At 61.2% G+C, this 19,032-nt stretch carries 14 protein-coding genes; 4 read left to right on the top strand and 10 right to left on the bottom strand.

Annotated features, from left to right (window positions below):
* Window positions 1–6: 6 nt before the first annotated feature.
* A complete protein-coding gene (locus THIARS_RS06905; RefSeq protein WP_013104716.1) occupies window positions 7–1,293 on the bottom strand; it encodes a restriction endonuclease subunit S domain-containing protein in 1,287 nt (428 codons plus the stop codon).
* A complete protein-coding gene (locus tag THIARS_RS06900; RefSeq protein ID WP_013104715.1) occupies window positions 1,283–2,848 on the bottom strand; it encodes a class I SAM-dependent DNA methyltransferase in 1,566 nt (521 codons plus the stop codon). Before THIARS_RS06900 ends, THIARS_RS06905 begins: the two co-directional genes overlap by 11 nt.
* A 373-nt stretch (window positions 2,849–3,221) precedes the next feature.
* Here THIARS_RS06900 and THIARS_RS06895 point away from each other — a divergent pair, with 373 nt between their 5' ends.
* Window positions 3,222–4,115, top strand: a complete 894-nt coding sequence (locus THIARS_RS06895; protein WP_013104714.1) for an NAD(P)-dependent oxidoreductase — start codon at window positions 3,222–3,224, stop codon at window positions 4,113–4,115.
* Window positions 4,116–4,346: 231 nt separating this feature from the next.
* Here THIARS_RS06895 and THIARS_RS06890 read toward each other — a convergent pair whose 3' ends face one another.
* From THIARS_RS06890 to THIARS_RS18565, 7 genes are all read right to left on the bottom strand, one after another.
* Window positions 4,347–4,793 carry a PH domain-containing protein gene (locus tag THIARS_RS06890; protein WP_013104713.1) on the bottom strand — a complete coding sequence of 149 codons (447 nt, stop codon included), beginning with the start codon at window positions 4,791–4,793 and terminating at the stop codon, window positions 4,347–4,349.
* A gap of 306 nt (window positions 4,794–5,099) precedes the next feature.
* Window positions 5,100–6,161 carry a GSU2403 family nucleotidyltransferase fold protein gene (locus tag THIARS_RS06880; protein ID WP_013104711.1) on the bottom strand — a complete coding sequence of 354 codons (1,062 nt, stop codon included), beginning with the start codon at window positions 6,159–6,161 and terminating at the stop codon, window positions 5,100–5,102.
* 688 nt (window positions 6,162–6,849) lie between these two features.
* A complete protein-coding gene (locus THIARS_RS06875) occupies window positions 6,850–8,130 on the bottom strand; it encodes a DNA primase family protein (protein WP_094159977.1) in 1,281 nt (426 codons plus the stop codon).
* The gene (locus tag THIARS_RS06870) at window positions 8,127–8,342 is read right to left on the bottom strand and encodes a hypothetical protein (protein WP_013104709.1); all 216 of its coding nucleotides are present in this window, start codon (window positions 8,340–8,342) and stop codon (window positions 8,127–8,129) included. Before THIARS_RS06870 ends, THIARS_RS06875 begins: the two co-directional genes overlap by 4 nt.
* 251 nt (window positions 8,343–8,593) lie before the next feature.
* Window positions 8,594–8,923 (bottom strand): single-stranded DNA-binding protein, encoded by a 330-nt coding sequence (locus THIARS_RS06865; RefSeq protein ID WP_013104708.1) that lies wholly within the window; start codon window positions 8,921–8,923, stop codon window positions 8,594–8,596.
* A gap of 56 nt (window positions 8,924–8,979) precedes the next feature.
* On the bottom strand, window positions 8,980–10,149 hold the full coding sequence (locus THIARS_RS06860; RefSeq protein ID WP_231836338.1) for a replication-relaxation family protein: 1,170 nt from the start codon (window positions 10,147–10,149) through the stop codon (window positions 8,980–8,982).
* Between the two features lie 159 nt (window positions 10,150–10,308).
* Window positions 10,309–10,452 carry a hypothetical protein gene (locus THIARS_RS18565; protein WP_156515495.1) on the bottom strand — a complete coding sequence of 48 codons (144 nt, stop codon included), beginning with the start codon at window positions 10,450–10,452 and terminating at the stop codon, window positions 10,309–10,311.
* Between the two features lie 1,216 nt (window positions 10,453–11,668).
* On the opposite strand from THIARS_RS18565, the gene THIARS_RS06855 reads away from it, so the two are divergent.
* From THIARS_RS06855 to THIARS_RS06845, 3 genes are all read left to right on the top strand, one after another.
* Window positions 11,669–14,194, top strand: a complete 2,526-nt coding sequence (locus THIARS_RS06855; RefSeq protein WP_013104705.1) for a tellurite resistance TerB family protein — start codon at window positions 11,669–11,671, stop codon at window positions 14,192–14,194.
* Window positions 14,191–15,495, top strand: coding sequence for an ATP-binding protein (locus THIARS_RS06850; RefSeq protein ID WP_013104704.1), 1,305 nt, complete (start codon window positions 14,191–14,193; stop codon window positions 15,493–15,495). Before THIARS_RS06855 ends, THIARS_RS06850 begins: the two co-directional genes overlap by 4 nt.
* Window positions 15,496–15,604: 109 nt before the next feature.
* On the top strand, window positions 15,605–17,806 hold the full coding sequence (locus THIARS_RS06845; protein WP_013104703.1) for a DEAD/DEAH box helicase: 2,202 nt from the start codon (window positions 15,605–15,607) through the stop codon (window positions 17,804–17,806).
* Between the two features lie 400 nt (window positions 17,807–18,206).
* Here the strand turns inward: THIARS_RS06845 and THIARS_RS06835 are convergent, their stop codons facing one another.
* Entirely contained in the window at window positions 18,207–18,446 is a 240-nt protein-coding gene (locus tag THIARS_RS06835) for a hypothetical protein (protein WP_245845604.1), read from the bottom strand.
* Window positions 18,447–19,032 lie beyond the last annotated feature (586 nt).

Here is a 19,032-nt window from a genome sequence, read left to right as displayed (position 1 = left end):
TAGAGGTCAAGAAGTTGCGAAGGCTTCCTCGGCCTCGGGCAGGCGAAGTTTGCCTGAAATTAGGCGTGGCAAGAGGGCGTCGCGGACGGCAGCCAACTCCCGCGCATGTAGCGCGCCAATCACTCGTCGTTCCAGAATGGACCTCATCAGCGGCGAAAGAGCGTCCAAGACTTCAGGTGCTGGCATGGCCACGCTCGCCTCCATCAAGTGCACCCGCTGGATATGCCCCATCGTAGTCGCCTTGTGGGCGGCAATCTCACGAAATGTGGGCAGGAATTGTTTCGTTGCCAAGTAGTAGAACCACTTTGGCACCTTGCTGGACGTTACTTTGAACAGATGTTGATTCAGGGCGCCATTTCCGCCGCACCATAGCTCCACTTCAAGCGAACCAGACCATGAGAAGAGGACATCACCATCACGCACAATGTAATCGGGTTTAAGCCGCGAGCTAGCCCTGTCAGCGCCACTGGTGTTGCCTGCACGAAGCTGTGCAATCTTGATTACTGGCAGGTACTCTTCATCACTCTCCGGCGGGAACTTCTGCATGGCCAACCCGTTGAGGTAGTTCGCGAACGAGTCAAGCGAGCGAACCCCCCACCCTTTCGGAATCTCCCCCAGCGCCGACTCCTCGAACTCACTTGGAAACAACGCCGCCGTTGCTGCATCCATGCCTTCGGGCTCGCGCCCCTCGGCCTTGGCGCGCACGGGGTCGAAGTCGATGAACCAGCTCTTGAACAGCGCCTGGGCGATGGCTTCAAGCGTGGCGTTGGTTTGGCGCAGGAGGTCGATGCGACGGTCAATAGCTAGCAACGGAGCGAGCACTTCATCTTGAACAGACAGCGGCGGAACGGGCAGGCGCAGCAGCTTCGCCGACGCCACGTTGAAGTGCTGCTGAACAGCGCCAACCGTATGGGCAGTGACGTGCGAAGCCGCCATGGCGTTTACCCAGTAGGACAAGAAGTGCGGGTTCAACTCTTCTCCGCAGCGAACTATGACGACGTCAGAGCAATTCGCTTCAGGCAGAGCATCTGAAACGACGGCACACGTCCCTGGCTTGCCGGTCCGCACGATGACCACATCACCAGGACGTAGCGCCGACTTCCGCAGGCGGTCGTGGAAGTCACGCGAGATGTACTTCACATCACCAAGGTCAATCTCGAATGGACGAACATTCAACGACCGCAAGAACGGCACTCCCTCGGCGACGTACTGGTCTGCCATCGTCCCCACAAATCCCACTGTGATTTCGCGAGCCACTTCGGAGAGAGGTCGCGGCACCCACTCAAACCGCATACCCAATCCTCCCCAGCTTCTCCCGAATCACCGCATCGAGCTCCGCGCCTTTCGCCATCTGCTCGGCAAGCAAGGTGGTCAGCCGCTCCATCTTCTCGTTGAACGCCTCATCGTCATCATCCACCGCCTCCGCGCCCACATACCGCCCCGGCGTGAGCACATGGCCGTGTTCGGCAATCTCGGCCAGCTTCACCGCGCGGCAGAATCCCGGCACATCGGCATAGGGCTCTTGCGCACCAGCCTCCCCATCCTGTCGCCAGCGATGCACCGTGCCGGCAATCCTGGCCACGTCCTCGTCATCGAACACGCGGTTGACACGGGTCTCCATGCGCCCGAGCTTGCGGGCATCGATGAACAGCACCTCGCCCCTGCGGTCGCGGCCATGGGCGGTCTTGCTCTTGGTCAGGAACCACAGGCAGGCGGGAATCTGGGTGTTGAAGAAGAGTTGCGGCGGCAGCGCCACCATGACTTCCACCACGTCGGCCTCGACCATGGCCTTGCGGATGGTGCCTTCGTTGTTCTGGTTGGACGACATGCTGCCGTTGGCCAGCACCACGCCGGCCTGCCCGTTGGCGTTCAGGTGCCAGAGGATGTGCTGCAGCCAGGCGTAGTTCGCATTGCTCGGGTTGGGCGTGCCGTAGAGCCAGCGCTTGTCGTCCAGCAGGCGGTCGCCGCCCCAGTCGGAGATGTTGAACGGCGGATTGGCCAGCACGTAGTCGGCCTTGAGGTCGGGGTGCTGGTCGCGGTGGAAGGTGTCGGCGGGTTCCTTGCCGAGGTTGAAGTCCATGCCCCGGATGGCCAAGTTCATCGCCACTAGGCGCCAGGTCGTGGGGTTGGCCTCCTGGCCGTAGATGGAGATGTCGCCAAAGCGCCCGCCGTGGCTCTCGATGAACTTCTCGGACTGCACGAACATGCCACCCGACCCGCAGCAGGGGTCGTAGACCTTGCCTTGGTGCGGTGCGAGCACTTCGACCAGCACCTTGACCACCGAGGCCGGGGTGTAGAACTGCCCGCCCTTCTTGCCCTCGGCGCTGGCGAACTGGCCGAGGAAATACTCGTACACCTCGCCCAGGACGTCTTTGGCCTGGGTGCCCGTGCCGAAGCCGATGGTGGAGACCAAGTCCACCAGCTCGCCCATCTTGCCCGGCTCCAGTTGGGCGCGGCCGTAGCGCTTGTCCAGGATGCCCTTGAGGCGCGGGTTGTCGGCCTCGATGGCGTCGAGTGCCTGGTCGATGCGGATGCCGATGTCCCAGAGCTTGGCCTGGGCGCGCAGGGTCTCCCAGCGCGCGACCTCGGGCACCCAGAACACATTAGCCATGGTGTAGTAATCGCGCTCCTCCAGCGCGGCGGCCTGGTCGGCCGCATCGGGCAGGTACAGGTCGGACGCGGGGTCGTTGAACTGGGTTTTGAGTTGCTCGCGGCGCTCGTCGAATGCGTCAGAGATGTATTTGATGAAGATGAGCCCAAGCACGATGTGCTTGTACTCGGCGGCGTCCATGCTGGAGCGCAGCTTGTCGGCGGCGGCCCAGAGCGTTTTCTTGAGGTCTTGGTTCATGCAGGGTACAGACGCCTTGTCCTTGTACTTGTTTTGCCGTACTCCGCCAGCGCTTGCGCGATGTCGGCGAGGCTGGCATACAACTTGATTGGAATCCCAGTTTACGGGCAGTGGCAGAGATGTAACTGGAGGAAATGTGACCAAGCGTACAGAGTCCTGTAACGGCGCAACACGGGGGCATTCTCGATTTTGCGATAGTCATGGCGTGACGCGGATGCATCCGATACCAGGCCGCACCAAGGCTGCCGATGGCCTGGCAAAGAAGCCTGCCCCGCCGCGACAGCACAAAGTCGGCATCCAACGGAGAATTCCCGGTTGGGCATGCCAGGGGCCTAGTCCTGGGCCCTTCTCACTCACCAACAAGGAATCCACGATGCAAGACTCATCGGTCACTTTCATCGGTCTGGGCGCCATGGGGGAACCCATGGCCTCGAGCGTGCTGCGCAGCGGCGTCGCGCTGACGGTCTACAACCGCTCCCGCGAGCGCGCCGCGCCGCTGGCCGCGGCAGGCGCCAAGGTGGCCGACTCGGTCGCAGCGGCGGTGACCCCTGGCGGCGTGGTCATCACCATGCTGGCCAACGACGCTGCACTGCTGGACGTCACCCTTGGCGGCTCGGGTGTTGCCGACCGGCTGGGCGCTGGCGGTCTGCATATCTCGATGAGCACCGTCTCGCCGGAAACGTCCCGCCATCTGGCTGCCGAGCATGCCAAGCGGGGCAGCCTGTGGCTCAGCGCACCTGTCTTCGGTCGCCCAGAAGCGGCCGCTGCGCAGAAGCTGTGGATTTGCCAGTCCGGCACGGCCGAGGCCAAGGCACGTGCCAAGCCACTGCTCGAGGCCATGGGCCAGGCCATTCACGACTTTGGTGAGGAGCCGGGCGCTGCCAATGTCGTGAAGCTGTCGGGCAATTTTCTGATTCTGTCCGCCGTGGAGGCGATGGCCGAGGCGCTCACCTTGGCCGAGAAGAGCGGAATCGACCGGCAGGCCCTGGCCGGTTTCCTGGGACAGACGATATTCAACTGCCCCATCTATCAGAACTACGGCCGCATCCTGGCAGCCCAGACTTACGAGCCGGCGGGATTCAAGCTGGAGCTGGGCATGAAGGATGTGCGCCTGGTCCGCGATGCGGCCGAGAGCGCCACGGTGCCGATGCCCTTGGCCGACTTGCTCCATGCCCGCCTGCTGACCAGTCTCGCCAAGGGGCGCGGGCAACTCGACTGGACAGCCATCGAGATGGTCAGCGCTGAAGACGCGGGCAAACGTGCCTGAGCGGCGATGCGGTGGCATGCATAGTTTGGCCCGACACCGACCCACCCATGAGTACTGCAGGTTCTCGTAGATGCCGGCTGCGGCGGGATAGGTCGGCAGCCGGCATCGAGGAGGGCTCCGATGACACATTCGCAAGCTCCTCGCGCAGTTTCTGCGCGACGCATGGTTGCGTCTAGGCTTGGGCGTGTTTCGATTCGTTTGCCGGATGGAAGCAATACGTGTGGCGGTGCTCTACCCCGCCAACTGCTCTTGCACCGCCCGCCGAAACTGCAGCGGCGCGGCGATGCGATGGAACGGGTCGTGGGTTCCGCCGGTTCCGACCACAGCAATCGAGCCGAAGTTGAAAATTCGCCCGGCAATCCCCTGGTCGACGGTGATGCTCTCAATTTTGCTGAGCACAATCTCCACAGAGGTCCTGCGGATGAGCCCTACCTTCATGATGACGCGCTTGTTCGTGACTGCGAATTCGGACGTCTTGTAACGAATGAAGGCGCCGAGCAAACCAGCCACGCCTGCGAGCAGGAGGATGACGCCAATGACCGCGACATCACCGTCGAGCGCGAGGACGGCGAGCCCGAGGAGGAGAAGCAGGGACGGTGAGACGAACACGATGCGGCTGAGGTAGCCGCGGTGCAGGATTTGCTCGTTGGTCAGCAGATTGCGGTCGATGTAGCTCATCAGCTCCCCCTGGTTGAGCCGCGCTTGGTGCGGCTGGCGGCTTTGCCTTGCTTTGCCGCCACCTTCGTGTGGCTAGCTTAGCGGCGAAAGTGGCGGGGGGACGGAAGAAGTCCGCGATTCGGCAATATGCGGAGGTCAGAGGCGTCGTCGGATTGGAGATGCAATGGGCGGCCCCGGGCAAAGCGCGAGCCGATGTTGATGCGGCGGCGTCACGCTGTAACCGCGTAACGACGTAACGACAAAGCCATGCGCTTCCACGATTGAAATCGCCGGCCCCGAAGCCTGCAAAATCGTCGCCACAAGGTCTCAGGCCTTGGCACTCAGGCCAGCTTGCAACGCCTCAATGGCCGCAGGGTGCGCGTTTTGCAAAAGGCTCTTCACAAAAGACAAGGCACCTCGAGCCTTCGCGCGCGCGGCACTTGGCAAGGCCTGGCAGGCGTCCTCGATGTCCCCCGGGCGCTGCTCGGCAAGCATGGCCAACAAGGTGGCCGCTTGCTGGAGGTCCTTGCTGGCCTTGGCGTGCATCGCAGCAGGACGCAGCCGCCCGACAACCAGCTTATGCAGGGCAAAGCGTGCGGCGTCAGGAATGCGGACCGGAACTGCGCCGTGCCGGGCCAGCAGCACGCTCATCTGGGTGTTTTCAAGCAGGTAGCCCAGATAGGGCAGCGCCGTGGCATGCGCGCGCAACTCGGGTACCGGGACGATGGCAATGTCCTGCGTTCTGGCCGGGACCAACAGGTCCACATGGAAGCGAGAGGGACCGATTTGGGTGAACGATGTTGCGGGTTCAGCCGGATGCAGGCCGGGAACCTCCACAAACGCAATACCAGTCTGTCGCAACATGCCCAAGAGGCCATCGTCGGGTACGCCGGCCAAGGCCAAGGGGTGCCCGCGAGCGATGTCGACGTCTTCGGTGCGGTACGCCACGGCCTGAATGCCCAGCATGTTCAGCAGCACGGCATAGGCATGTGAGCCCACGAGAACAGCACCGGCGGCAAACAGACCATGGTTGTACAAGACACCAACCGTGGCGCACGTTTTGTTGTCGGCGAGTTGAAAGCCCAGCCGCCCAAGCTCGCGAATGCGCGCGATGAGGCCGTGGCTGCGCTCCATGCGTTGGCGCATGGTTTGTACACGCTGCAGCACGTCAGGGTCCCTGGCGGTGCCCCCTAGGGTTTCTTCGCACCGCTTGCCTTCCGGACTCATGAACTGCCGCGCGAAATAGACGTGTGCGCCCCGTTTGTGCTCGATGATGGTGCCGGGCGCGCCCAAGAGAACCTGCTCCTGCGTGGCAGCCGATTGAGCCAGACTGGCAAACAGCGTGCTGTAGGCCTGTTCGTGCACCCGGTACAGGGCAAAGGCATGCATGGCGTTGCGCGAATTTCAGTAATTTCAAATAGTTTACTGAAACATGGGTGGCATCTCTCATGGACTGATTCAGGCGTCAGCAAGTCAAGCGTCATCGACAGAAGTCGAAATCACAGCGCAAGCACCCAGCCACCAGCGGGACGTTGCGGGCGCGCATGCGTCCTTCAGCTTGGTTTGCCAGACCCACCGCGCCGGAACGCATCCTTGGAGAGCCGCGTCGACCCTGGACCCTTTCCTTCCTGGATAGATTGTCTTGCTTCATGCACTGGCCAACTCTGGTCGGCCAGTGTGGCGGTGGGACGCAGAGCCGGTTGCCCCTGTCCCATGCGTATTCGAGGCCTGCCACCGGCGGTTCGTGGTGGTCGCCCTGCCTGGCCCCGACTCGGGCCAGGGTCATGCGCCAAGTGGCTGCCTTGGCTGTGCTGGCTGTTGCCGGGTCAAAGGCGCACCCGGCGCATGTTGTAGGTGATTGTTTTGATGGATGAATGCTGCTTCTGTGCCGAGTGTGACGGGTCAGAATCCAAACTTTCGCGAAAGATAAGGAAAAAGGAAATAGGAGTCACACAACCCAAAGTCTTTGGGATTTTCGCCTGGCACACTCGGCACGGCCATTCCTCGGGCAGAGCCAACGCAAAAGGGCGCGAGACCAATGCACTCGCGCCCCGCGCCCTTGATGCAGCCCTTCAGTTCAGATATCCAGGTCTGTCGTCGATGCCGAGAGCTTCACATTGCAGACCCGCCGCTGGCCAGGCCCCGTCCGTATGCGCGCCTCGGTCAATTCCCGAAAATGCTCGCGCACCCGCTTCCAGAATTGGACGACGCTCACCTCGTGCATGGCATTGACCGCGCACCAGTTGCGATAGTGTTCGAACACACGCTCCTTCGGGACATCACACGCCAGCTGTAGTTTCACGCCGAGGTCTTCAACCCACGCCACGACGGAATTCGTGTCCGCTTTGGCTTCTTGCAGCATCGCCTGCATTGCCGCCGGCATGACAGGGTCAAAGCCTCCACGGGTTTGTAGCCGCACCAGTCCATCGAGAGCCCAGCGCAGCACGCCGGACAGTTCTTCGCGGACGATGGTCTGCGCGAGGAGCGGGTCACGCTCGCGCTCCGGAATCGTGACCGAAAACGGCACCACGTCCCAACGCCGCCAAAAGCCGCTGCTGTGGTCGGATATGGCCGGGAGGTGGTTACCGAGAACAAGCCACTTTCCGCGCACATGGATGCTGAGTGGTTCGCGGTACTTGCGGTCCACGGGCATGCGCTCCCCGGCAATCATGGATTTGAGCCGCTGCTCGTCAATCGGTTTGCGAGGCACCTCGTCGACATAGACCAGGCTTGCACCAACGAGGACCGACAGATGAAAGCCGGCCAACTGGTCCAGCGCCATTGCCGCGATGTGGCCGTGGAGGGCTTGGACCACATTTGCGAGAACCCCCTTGCCATTGGCGCCTTCGCCGAGCCAAAACTGTGCCCGCTGGTAACGCGCATCCGCAAGAAGTGTGTAGCCGATGTACTCCTGCACGCGTGCCCGTACGCTGGGGTCCGGCAATACCCTTTGGACAAAGGCTGCGAAGTGGGCTGGCATCACGCCCTCAGGCGCATAAGGGCAATCGAGACAATGCGTCAGCCCCAGGCTCGGGTCGGCGGGCTTTAGAACGAGCTCTGCTCCGTCAAGATGCACGTAGCCGGACTGGGTCGGCACGACGACCGCATCCGTGAGCTTGGGCAGGCGTGGGGAAAAAAGACTCGCAGCACGAACTGCCTTACGGGCGTTCTCGGCACTCGCCCAAGCAGGGTCTTGCGCGACGAGCCACGCGTACGCATCGCGTTCAGCCGCTTCTTCATCGATAGGGGACCAGTGAGTGCCCGTCCACTGATAGAGAAGGTTGGAGTCCGAGGCGATGCCACCGGTCGCGACGGCGTGGCTGGCGTAGAGATGGGGCTGGAATGCGCGGCGCGTCATTGCAGCCTCCCGCGAGGCATGGCCGGCTGCACGTATTGCCCAAGCCAGGCATCGACATCCACAGCGCGCCACCGCAGCAGGCGCGTATGCGGCAGCATCAATCGCGGCGGCACGGCGTCTGGGTTGCGGCGAAGGTCTTTTTTGATGGTCTCGGGGCTGCGTCGCAGCATCTGCGCGAGCTCGTCCAGGTCGAGCAATTTTTGTGCTTCCATGGTGAAACTCCAGCCGGTCGTTTATGGGCAGAGACGCCGACCGACTGCGGACTCTCACGCCGACTGACGCCTGTTTTTGGCATCAGCTGGCACGTCTAGGCAGTGCATTTATCCACCTGCAGTCATCGGCAGGTCTTCGACACGCGCCAAGCCGGCGATGGGAGCTATGGAGGGTCAGCCGTGGAAGGTTTTTCCATAAAACCAAGAAAAAAGCCCCCGGTGTCGGGGGCGCTGGAATCAACGAAGACCAGTCAGTCTTCTTGTTCTTGCCGCGCAGGCTCGGTGGCCTGCGCGGCGGGTTTGGCCAGCTTGGTCGCCTCGAATGCCAGAATCAACAGGGTGCCGGTCGGTTTGCCTTCGCGTGAAAGGTAGAAGTCGGTTTTCAGCTTTCCAGTGACTTTGACAAACGCGCCCTTGTCGAGCTTGGGGTTGTGGTCCTTCATCACGCGCACCGTGTACCAGGTCGGTTCGGTATCGACACCGCGCTGGCTCTCTGCCAAGCGAAACTCAAAATGTCCCCGCCCAGTGGATTTGCTGACCTTTCGCTCCGGCGCGGTCGCGACGTTTCCAAAAACTTGCATGTTTTGTCCTATTCGAATGGAGATGGCATGGCGCCATCCCTTCGTGTAGCGACGGGTCACTCATCGTCCACCGTGACGAGCGGCGACCCGGGCATCGGCCATAGGCTGAGGTTTCCTGGCCGCCTGTACGGGAGGCAGTTGTCGCTGAACCAACCATCGGTGCTCCATCGATTGCTCGCGTCAATCCGCACCTTCGGCAGCCAGATTGGCAGCATCTGCACGATGACATGCCCAACTTGCTCGTCTATCAGCGCGGTTCGACCGTCCTGACGCTTGACCGGGATTGCCGCCATCACTTCATAGACGCCATCACTCTGCCGCCGGATGTGCCTACGCCCTTCGGTCAGCACGAGCTGATTGCAAGCAGCCGCGAGCTGCTCGACGATGCGCAGGGCATCCCGCTCAATGCGCTCGGTTTTGCACATGACGACAACGCGGCGGAGAACGCGACCGTCGGCCGTTTTGTTGCCAATTGCTCCGACCAGAGCAGCCAAGTCGGCCGCGCGGTCTGAGCCACGCTTGCTGCGGTCAACCTCGAACCAGGTGACGCCTCGCCCCTCCACATCGAACGCGACGGCATCTGGGCGCAGGTGCTTGCGGACAGAGGCGCCGCGGCGATGGACGCTCACGGTGATGTAACCTTGGACGGCCTTGCTGCTCCCATTGCGCGTGCCAGCTTTGGCATTGGCATTGAGGTCATGCAGGAGCTCGGATTCTGTGACCGCACGGAGGCCTCGCGCCCAGCTGCAAACCACAAGAAATTGGGCCCACAATCGGTGTTCGGGATTGGTCATATCGCTGACCCTTCGCACTGAAGATGCGGCGTCGTGGCCATGGTCGCCGAGCCAATCTACGCCGGGCTGCGTGAGTCCGTAGACCGTCTGGAATCGGTCGGTCCTGTAACGACGCAGAAGGCCACGCTTGACCATGCCGCGGACCGCCCGTTGGGCTGCTGTCAGGGAAGCTTTGAATGGGCGCTCGGGAAAGCAAGCGGCGGCGACGTCGATGGTGCGGATGACCCTAAATCTGTTTGCGAGCCGAAGGGACCGTTCGAAAATGGCGTCACGCAGATGGAGGCTCGATGCCCTGGTGGTCAGACCGCGAGAGGGTGCGAGCGGGCGTTGGTCGTCGTAACCGTGTAACGCTGTAACCGGCGTGTCGCCGAGTTTGGCCTCGTTGGTTACGCCGTTACGCGTTACAGCCGTTACGCCGTTTCGCGTGCTCACGGTGATGCCGGAGGTGGCGCCACCTGTTGCGGGCGAGGGTGAACCTGTGGCGACTGGCCCGGCATCGCGTGTTGCGTTTGGGCGTGTCTTCGTTCGTGCTTGCATGGCTGGGGGCTCCGTGTGTGTCGTTTTCGGGGCCGCTGTCCAGCGCTTGTCTCGTCACGGCAGCAGCGGCATGTCTCGTGTAGAGATGACCGCGCCATCAGGGCCTAATAGCCAGCCCACCACGCCGCCGTCGGGCTGATGTTGGTTGGGCGAGGGTTCACGCACGGCCGCCTGCGGGCAGGGGGCAATGGGTGTCATCCCCGCAGACTGCCTCGCGCGCTAGGGCGCGCGTCGTTCATGTTTTCGTCGCGACGTCCGACAAGGCCGCTGTGCTCCCCGCCCGGCTTCGCCGGTGCGAACCGCCGCCGTCCCTAACCGTCTATCGAGGCCCTATGTCCATCGACGTCGGCACCAACTGTTCTTCCAGCAGCCGTCTCCTCGCAGCTGGCCCGGTCTTTCAAGCAGCCGTGCCATCGAAGGTGCCCCCGGGGAAGGTGACTTTCCACGTGGAAAATCGTGCTCCCACCCCTTGGGTGAGCGCGCCACCCTGGGTTCGGTCATTGAAAGCCCGGGGCCCGAGCTGCTTGCAGCCGCGCGCCTGGCGGCGCCCGCTCAGTCCATCGGAGGGGGCTGCGCTGGGACGGCGGCGGTTCGCACCGCCTTGCCGTGCCCGGTCGCGGCAGCTGACTCCTCGTTCGCGTATCGACTGGGAGTAGCGTGACCCTTACTCTCAGCAACTCTCCGTGCAATGCACGCTGCTGGACGCAGCACCGTCCGCCGGAGGGCTCGGCAAGGTGATGGCCTATGGCGCCGTCGGGGTGGGGGTTTGTGATGGCGCGCTAGTCGATGGTGAGGGTGCCGCCGGTTGCCCTGCGAGGGCATCACAGTGATGCCACGGACCGTGCACGCATGTTGCTTGCATCGGTGTCACCGCTGGCATCCCGGCGATGCGCGGAGAGTGCTAAGTAGCGGCCTCTGAGGGCGTGGGCGGGGTGCTGCGCTCGTGCCAAGCAGCAACGACGTCCGAAGCATCCGCCAGCAGCCGGTTGGTGAATGGCATGGGGTTAGCGTGAGCATGATTGGTCTGCCGACCTAGATACCTTTTATAACGGAAAACGTTCCAAGCTGCTACTGCACGGAAGGACATCTCAGCACTGCCGTCCAGCATGCGTGACAGAAGCTTCTAGATGGTTTCTCAAGTGGTAGAGCGCCAGGACGCTTCAGGGAGCCGCGGCTTCGGGTCGACCGGCTCCTTGAGCACTGTGCCCCTCCGGACCACACCGCTGCTTAAGCCAAAGCTCTTCGCCGATTCACGTGAACGCGCAATCGCAACTGGCTATTTGACCCTGGGCGCAAATTCTTGTTACGTTTGCCCGCGTAGTGAAGAGGAAGGCTCGGGAACTACCTAAGCACACACGCGCTATTCTCCCTCATAGTGCCCGGTAGGTGCGGACGTGCTTGAGGGGAAGGGCTGGTGGCAAGAAGAAGAAAATCGAGCTCAGGCGGCGCGGCGGCGGTTCTGTTTTTTGGCGCGCTCGTACTTCTGACGTCCATTCCCAAGGAGGTCTGGATTGGCATCGGCGTGGTCGCGGCAGTCGGCTTCCTTCTGTACCTACTCGCCACAAAATACAAGAAATCTCCCTCACCGGTGTCCGTGCCCCGGCCGGCCCAGCGCGACGTGTGGCAATCCACAGTTCCGTCGCCGATGACCCAGGCCCCTGTCGGAAAGGATGTGCTCGCGGAACATCTTGCAGCGCCTAGAACGGCTCACATGGAGCAACTTTCGGCACATCGAATCGAGCCGACACTTCAACAGGTTCAAACGCCCATAGCCGCCAAGACTTCAACGCCCGACGTGCCCGTCCCCATCTCCGGCCCGATAGTAAAACCACAAGCAACACCAACCTTTCGGGTGCCCTCTCCTCCTAAGGGCTTTGGCCAGGCCCGCTGGACACCTCCGGGTGAGTCGGTCGCCGTCGCTGGGATGGTCCTGCCGGACGGCATGGTCTACGTCGGCACGTCGCTGCCGACGCCGTATGGCCGCAATGACCCGTGTCTCATCGACCCATCTAAGCCGGTTGCCAAAGTCGGCAACTATGCCGAAAGGCAGACGACCTATTGGCCAAGCTATGCCGAGGTGTCGCCCGACGCTCGGCGCGCGTACCTCACCTGGCTGGCTAGCGGACGTCGAGACCCAGCCGCTGACGTAGGGTTCGTCTTCCTCTTCTTCTACGGGCTGGAGCGGCGGGTTCTCCTCGACGCGCCTGTAGACGAGCGGGCCCGGTTCGAGCTACCTGCCATAGCGGCCGAACTGCGCGGACTGCTGAGCGCCTATGGAGCTGCGTCTGGTTCGTTTCGGCATCACGCGCACCAGCTCCTGGAATGGGTAGAGCTGGCTGAGTACCCGCCCCGTCTGTACGAAAAGCCCGTTCCCGCATTGGCCGAGGCCTACGAGCTTCCGCTTTACCTTCGACTCGCGCTCGGTCAGACCGCGGTCGACGGCGTGCCCGTTCCAGTCCATATCGCGCTCGCTTGGGCGCGGATGGCGCCGACTGTCTACCTTCGCACGCCAGCGCAGAGATGCGCAGACGAATTCGAAAAAATGTTCCACCAAGAGTACGAGACACAGTGTGGTCGTGGCATCCAATTACCGCACAATCGGACCAAGCTGAAATTCAGCTACCACCCAGCTTCTTCGGGCTTCCGCGGTAGCTCTGAGGTTCACGAGCCGAAACTCACTTTCGGCAATATCCCAGACATCACCGTACTCACGGGGCCGACCAAGAAGCTTCAAGCGGTCGTTGACGCGGCAACCAAACCACTGGAGTCGTACAGCCGATTAGTTGGGAGGGACCCCGCGTTCAAGGAGTCCCTAGAGGCAGTGCTGCAACTTCCGGAACCGCTCTGGCCCTTGGCGGTACGAGAAGTCATCCAGAACCTTCAGTCACGCATGGTCGACGGCGTTGCCGAGATGACCTTCGGTGCCTTGCTGGCCGCTTTGAATGCAAAAACCATCTTCACGAAGGAGAAGACCCTTGCTCTGGCGCGCGTTCTAGAGGCCTCCGGTATCGGCTTTGAGCCTGACGTATTGGGGGAAGCCAAACTCCCAAAGCCAGAAGACCCTGTGGTTGTATTCAAACTGCCTGCTGAGTCGGGAGCGATACGCGGAGGCAGCTCCTTCCATGTGGCAGTTCTCACCCTCCAACTGGCCTCGACCGTGGTGGGCTCGGACAACGAGACAAGCAACGCCAAGGCGGGATTCTTGCGCGAGGCAGTCCGCTCCTGGCAACACCTAACACCTGGGCAGGCATCGCGATTGCTGGCTCTGCTACGACTGCTGCATCAAGCACCTACATCGCTGACGGCACTTAAGAAAAAGTTCGAAGCCGTTGAACTTCCAGCCAAGGAGGCCATTGCGGCGTTCATGGCGACTCTGGTACGGCCGGATGGCGAAGTCTCCCCGGCGGAGTTGAAGACCTTGGAAAAGGTTTACAAGACCCTGGGTGTCGACCCCCAAAAGGTGTTCTCCGATGTGCATGGAGCCGCAGCGGGCAAGCGCCTCACAATCACGCCTGCTCCTGCCAAAGATGATGCGGGACTCCGGCTTGACCCGGAGCGCATCGCCGCCCTCCAGAGGGACACGGAGCGTGTGTCGGCGCTCTTGGCAGACATCTTTGTGGAGAGTGAGCAAGCACAGGGACCCGCCGCTGCCTCAACGACTCCGGTGGGGGAGCAGCCGGAAGACACGGACGCTGCGCCGACATCCACGACGCTACTTGGACTGGATGAGGCGCACTCCTCCTTCGCACGCATGCTGGTGAGTCAACGCGAGTGGAGTCGCGAAGACCTTCTGGACATCGCTGGCGACCTCGACCTCATGCTTGATGGCGCGCTTGAGCACATCAACGACGCAGCATTTGACGCTCACGATATCCCGTTCTCCGAAGGGGATGACCCGGTCATCGTGAACCCGGAAATCCTCGAAAAAATACGAGCATGAATACCGCCATCATTCGCCCCAAGGACCGAGACGCCGTCCTCCAATCGCTGCGTGCCGGAGTGGTGCCCAGCGTGGGGCAGCGTCTTATTCAGGTAGGTCGTGCGCGAGAGATTGAAACCCTCGTTGCGGACATTGAGCGCGTGGCCGATGGGGGCTCCGCATTCCGCCTTGTCATCGGCGAATACGGCGCAGGAAAGACGTTTTTCTTGAACCTGGTTCGCTCGGTTGCCATGGAGAAAAAACTCGTCGTTGCAACGGCCGACCTGAACCCGGACCGCAGGTTGCATGCGGGCGGTGGTCAAGTTCGGTCGCTATATGCCGAGTTGATGCGCAACTTGTCTACGCGCACCAAGCCCGACGGCGGAGCACTTAGTAGCATCGTGGAGAAATTCATCTCCACCGCGAAGGCCGAGGCCAAAACGTCCGGGCAGCCCACGGAACCTGTACTGCGCCAGAAGCTTGACCAACTGACTGAGCTGGTCAACGGCTACGACTTCGCGGACGTCATCGCAGCCTACTGCAGAGGCCATGACGAGGGCAATGAGCAGCTCAAATCGGATGCGGTGCGCTGGTTGCGTGGCGAGTTCAGCACTAAGACCGATGCCCGCGAAGCCCTTGGAGTACGTAGCTACGTTGACGACGCTTCTGTATACGACCAGCTCAAGCTCATGGCCCGGTTTGTTCGGCTCGCAGGCTTTTCCGGCTTGCTGGTCGGGCTCGACGAGATGGTCAATCTGTACAAACTGGCGAACGTGCAAGCTCGCAACGCGAATTACGAGCAGGTGCTGCGCATCTTGAACGACTCGCTACAAGGCACAGCTGTGGGCCTCGGCTTCGTGCTGGGCGGAACACCCGAGTTCATGCTCGACACACGTCGCGGGCTGTTCAGCTACCCCGCTTTGCAGAGTCGATTGGCCCAGAACAGCTTTGCCACCAACGGCCTGGTGGACCTCAGCGGCCCGGTCATCCGGTTGTCCAGTATCGCCCCCGAAGAGTTCTACGTGCTTCTCCAGAAAATTCGCAGCGTCTACGCTTTCGGCGACGTGGAGAAGCACCTTATCCCGGACCAGGGCATCTCCAGCTTCATGGAGCACTGTTCGAAGCGCATAGGCAACGCCTACTTTCGAACGCCGCGAACCACCATCAAGGCCTTCATCGACTTCTTGGCCGTGCTTGAGCAGAACCCGGGAACCTCTTGGCAGGAACTGCTCGGTGGCCTCGACGTGGTGGAGGACAAAGGCGGAGCTGCAGACCTAACGGTCGAAGTCAACGACGACGAGTTCGCATCGTTCAAAATGTGACGCCCAGCCTCTTGCTATCCATGAGACCCGGAAGACAAGTCGCGGAGTCTCTCCACAGGCTCCTGCCACCCTCCGTCAGTTTGGCCTTGCCGCACGTGCGCAGACAACCATGACTCAGCAAGAGTCCAGCGCGTTTTACTTGTTGGATGAGCGCATCCAACGCTTCATCTGGGCAGAGGGCTGGGAGTCACTGCGATACGCCCAGGAGAAGGCAATCCCGCTCATCGTTCGCGCAGACCGGGACGTCATCGTGGCGGCGGCCACCGCAAGTGGCAAGACGGAGGCAGCCTTCCTGCCAGCACTGACGCACTTGCTTCAATCTTCACCTCCCGGGCTCATCGCCTATATCAGCCCGCTCAAGGCGCTCATCAACGACCAGTTTGGGCGCCTCAGCCAATTGTGTGAACAGCTGGAAATCCCCGTGTGGCCCTGGCACGGTGATGTCTCCGCAGCCACCAAGACGCGGTTCCTGGCCAAGCGGCATGGTGTCTTGCTCATCACGCCGGAATCGTTGGAGGCTTTGCTGTGCAACCGCGGGACTTCCATCGCCGCGGTCTTCGGAAGTCTCACTTTTTTTGTGGTCGACGAGCTCCACGCATTCATTGGCTCAGAGCGTGGTAAGCAACTTCAGTCGCTGATGCATCGCGTGGAGCGTGCTATTGGCCGGTCGGTTCCTCGAATTGGCCTGTCGGCAACGCTCGGGGACATGAGCTTAGCTGCAGAATTCCTGCGCCCAGGGGCGGGCTCAGGGGTTGCATTGGTCGAGTCCAAAGAATTCTCCGCAGAGCTGAAGGTTCTGGTGAAGGGCTACGAAGAACCGCTGGTTGTGCGTCAGCGGGACGACGATGAAGCGCCTGAGCCAGTGACGCCTGCCCAGATTGCAGCGCATCTCTTCAAGAGCCTTCGTGGGTCGAATAACCTCATTTTTCCCAACTCACGTCGCGAGGTTGAGCGCTACACGCACTTGCTGAATGGGCTATGCCAGGAACAGCAGGTACCGAACGAGTTCTGGCCGCACCACGGAAGTCTCTCGAAGGAAATTCGCTCGGAAACAGAGGCAGCGCTCAAACAAAGAGAGCGCCCGGCGACGGCCATCTGCACCAACACATTGGAGTTAGGCATCGACATAGGCGCGGTGAAGAGTGTGGCCCAGATTGGACCTCCTCCGTCCGTTGCGAGCCTCAGGCAACGGTTAGGCCGCTCCGGGCGACGCAAAGGCGAGCCAGCTGTACTCAGGGGATACTGCGTAGAGAACGCTCAGGGCGGCAGACTTTCCCTCGCTGATGAACTCCGTCTCGACACCGTTCAGATGACAGCGATGATTTCGCTTCTGCGGGAAGGTTGGTTCGAGCCGCCGGTAGCTAATGGCGCACATCTTTCGACACTGGTCCAGCAAATACTCTCCTTCATTGCGCAGAACGGAGGCGCGACCATCGGAGAGCTTTACCACCTTTTGTGTGGCCCGGCATCGCCCTTCATCGGTGTCTCGAAGGGTGAATTAGTGGAGCTGGTTAGGCACCTCGGGAAGAAGGAGCTGCTCATGCAGGACCCGTCTGGCCTCCTACTGCATGGGCGTATTGGCGAGAAGATGGTCAACCACTACTCGTTCTATGCTGCATTTGCGACGGATGAGGAATTTCGCATCATCGCCGGCAGCAAGACGCTCGGCACCTTGCCTGTATCCCAAGCTCTGACAATTGGGCAGCGCATCTTGTTCGCTGGAAGAACCTGGCGCGTTGAGGAAATTGACGAAGAACAGAAATCCATTTTCGTCACACGCGCAGGAGGCGGCACACCTCCGCTCTTTTCCGGTGGGGTCGGCCGTACGCACACTCGGGTACGCCAGCGAATGCGGCAATTGCTCGAATCGACTGAGGTTCCAGCCTATCTTGACGCAGCAGCTGCGCGCTTCCTGGACGAGTCCAGAGCTACCTATGCCAGACGCGGCCTCGCTGAGTCCTACTTGGTGGACCAGGGCTCCGAACTGGTCCTTTTAACTTGGCTCGGAGACGCGGCAAACGAAGCCCTAGCTTGCCTCCTGCAGTCTCGGGGAGTCGCCTCGACAGCAGGCGGTCCAGGTATCGAGGTCCCCAAACACCACGAATCAGCGCACGAGATTGCCGCCGTCCTGTTAGAAATTGGCGCGAGCGCCACTCCTTCCCTTGAGTATCTGCTGGCTGACGCAAAGAATCTCCAGCGTGAAAAGTGGGATTGGTCGCTTCCGGATAGTCTGCTACGCAACACGTATGCAAGCCTCCGGCTTGACATCGATGAGGCGCTGACTTGGGCAAGGGGTCTTTCGCCGGGCTAAGCGGACTCGTACTCAAGTTGCCAGTCAGACGGCGCCTTTTCTGCGCGCAGGTCCCACTTTAGCCATTGCGCCGCAGCCGTTTCTGCTACAAGTGCCAATTGCTATCGACCCAATGAACGGATTGCTTCTCGTTGCCCACGTCGACAAGCTTTTCGACGGCTACCAGCTGAGCTTTGACCCGTCACGCGAGGGCTTCCGCCCAATCCATCCGCGTGTTCGCCAAGAGGTGACGCAGCTTGAACTACAAAGAAGAGTGGGCGCGTCCTCAATGCCAGTCAGCTACGGCTTGAGGATGAGGGGAAATTTGGCCGGTACATGGGCGAGCACCTGGAGCGCCACCTAGCGCTGGTTGAGGTGTACCGGCCAATGGAGTGAGCGTTCTCGGCCTCAGCGCCTCCCCTCACACCTCGACGATTACGTACCGCATCCTCCCACTCACCCTGCAGCTCTGGCGTATCTGCTTGTGGGCAAGCAGCTGCTGGAAGAGCCCGGCCGGCAACGGGGCCGAATCACTACCGAGTCGGATGCGGTAGGCGAGCGGAGCGTCCGAGACCTGCTCGATGAAGGCGCCGGCGGCGAGGAGTTCGCGCGCGGCTTCGTACTGGTTTTGCATGTTGACCTCAACTTTTTGCGGACGCACGAACCCTGTGTCGTGCGCTTCAAGTTGAGGTCGGCGGGCGTGGCGCCCGCGGTGGGTGGTCAGTTCATGCCGGGAATTCTATTGGGAGCCCATGAAAATTTGCCGTTCATTTCCGCTCGTCGCACTTACCCCCTCGTTGGTCGTTGTGGCCGGTAAGGCACGCGCTATGACTTCAGACTTCAGACTTCAGACCAAGCCAAACAATTGGCATTGACTACCGTCGACAGACACGATTCATCTGCGCTTCAGCAACTGCAATCTGTCGCGCAATACGAAGACTCCTCGGCGCAGTATGTGCCGTTAGCTGATTTTTGTCCCCCGATTTGTGAAGCAATTCCTGGCCCAGCGGATAGCAGAAAAGCATAGGTTGACCAAAAATTTATGCTCTGGACACCATCCTCACCGAGATTTGGATTCCGCTGGATGCGCGCTCCATCGGTTCACATCTCCCCACACAATCCGAAACACTCTTAGGTTTGTTAATCCTTGCCGAGAGATGTACTCTTTTCCTATAACTTGTGGCTGTAAAAGCCCACTAGTCAAGGACCATGTTGCAGCCATTTCCGCGACATTGTTCGGTTAATGC

The organism is Thiomonas delicata (assembly GCF_900088825.1).
Lineage (GTDB): Bacteria > Pseudomonadota > Gammaproteobacteria > Burkholderiales > Burkholderiaceae_C > Thiomonas_A > Thiomonas_A delicata.
The sequence above is the reverse complement of the archived record's forward strand: the minus strand, read 5'-3'. Positions and strand labels throughout refer to the sequence as shown.

Bases quoted from the DNA above. Each gene is read 5' to 3' on its own strand.
- THIARS_RS06905 (WP_013104716.1), bottom strand. From the start codon at position 1,293: ATGCGGTTTGAGTGGGTGCCGCGACCTCTCTCCGAAGTGGCTCGCGAA.
- THIARS_RS06900 (WP_013104715.1), bottom strand. From the start codon at position 2,848: ATGAACCAAGACCTCAAGAAAACGCTCTGGGCCGCCGCCGACAAGCTG.
- THIARS_RS06895 (WP_013104714.1), top strand. From the start codon at position 3,222: ATGCAAGACTCATCGGTCACTTTCATCGGTCTGGGCGCCATGGGGGAA.
- THIARS_RS06890 (WP_013104713.1), bottom strand. From the start codon at position 4,793: ATGAGCTACATCGACCGCAATCTGCTGACCAACGAGCAAATCCTGCAC.
- THIARS_RS06880 (WP_013104711.1), bottom strand. From the start codon at position 6,161: ATGCATGCCTTTGCCCTGTACCGGGTGCACGAACAGGCCTACAGCACG.
- THIARS_RS06875 (WP_094159977.1), bottom strand. From the start codon at position 8,130: ATGACGCGCCGCGCATTCCAGCCCCATCTCTACGCCAGCCACGCCGTC.
- THIARS_RS06870 (WP_013104709.1), bottom strand. From the start codon at position 8,342: ATGGAAGCACAAAAATTGCTCGACCTGGACGAGCTCGCGCAGATGCTG.
- THIARS_RS06865 (WP_013104708.1), bottom strand. From the start codon at position 8,923: ATGCAAGTTTTTGGAAACGTCGCGACCGCGCCGGAGCGAAAGGTCAGC.
- THIARS_RS18565 (WP_156515495.1), bottom strand. From the start codon at position 10,452: ATGACACCCATTGCCCCCTGCCCGCAGGCGGCCGTGCGTGAACCCTCG.
- THIARS_RS06850 (WP_013104704.1), top strand. From the start codon at position 14,191: ATGAATACCGCCATCATTCGCCCCAAGGACCGAGACGCCGTCCTCCAA.
- THIARS_RS06845 (WP_013104703.1), top strand. From the start codon at position 15,605: ATGACTCAGCAAGAGTCCAGCGCGTTTTACTTGTTGGATGAGCGCATC.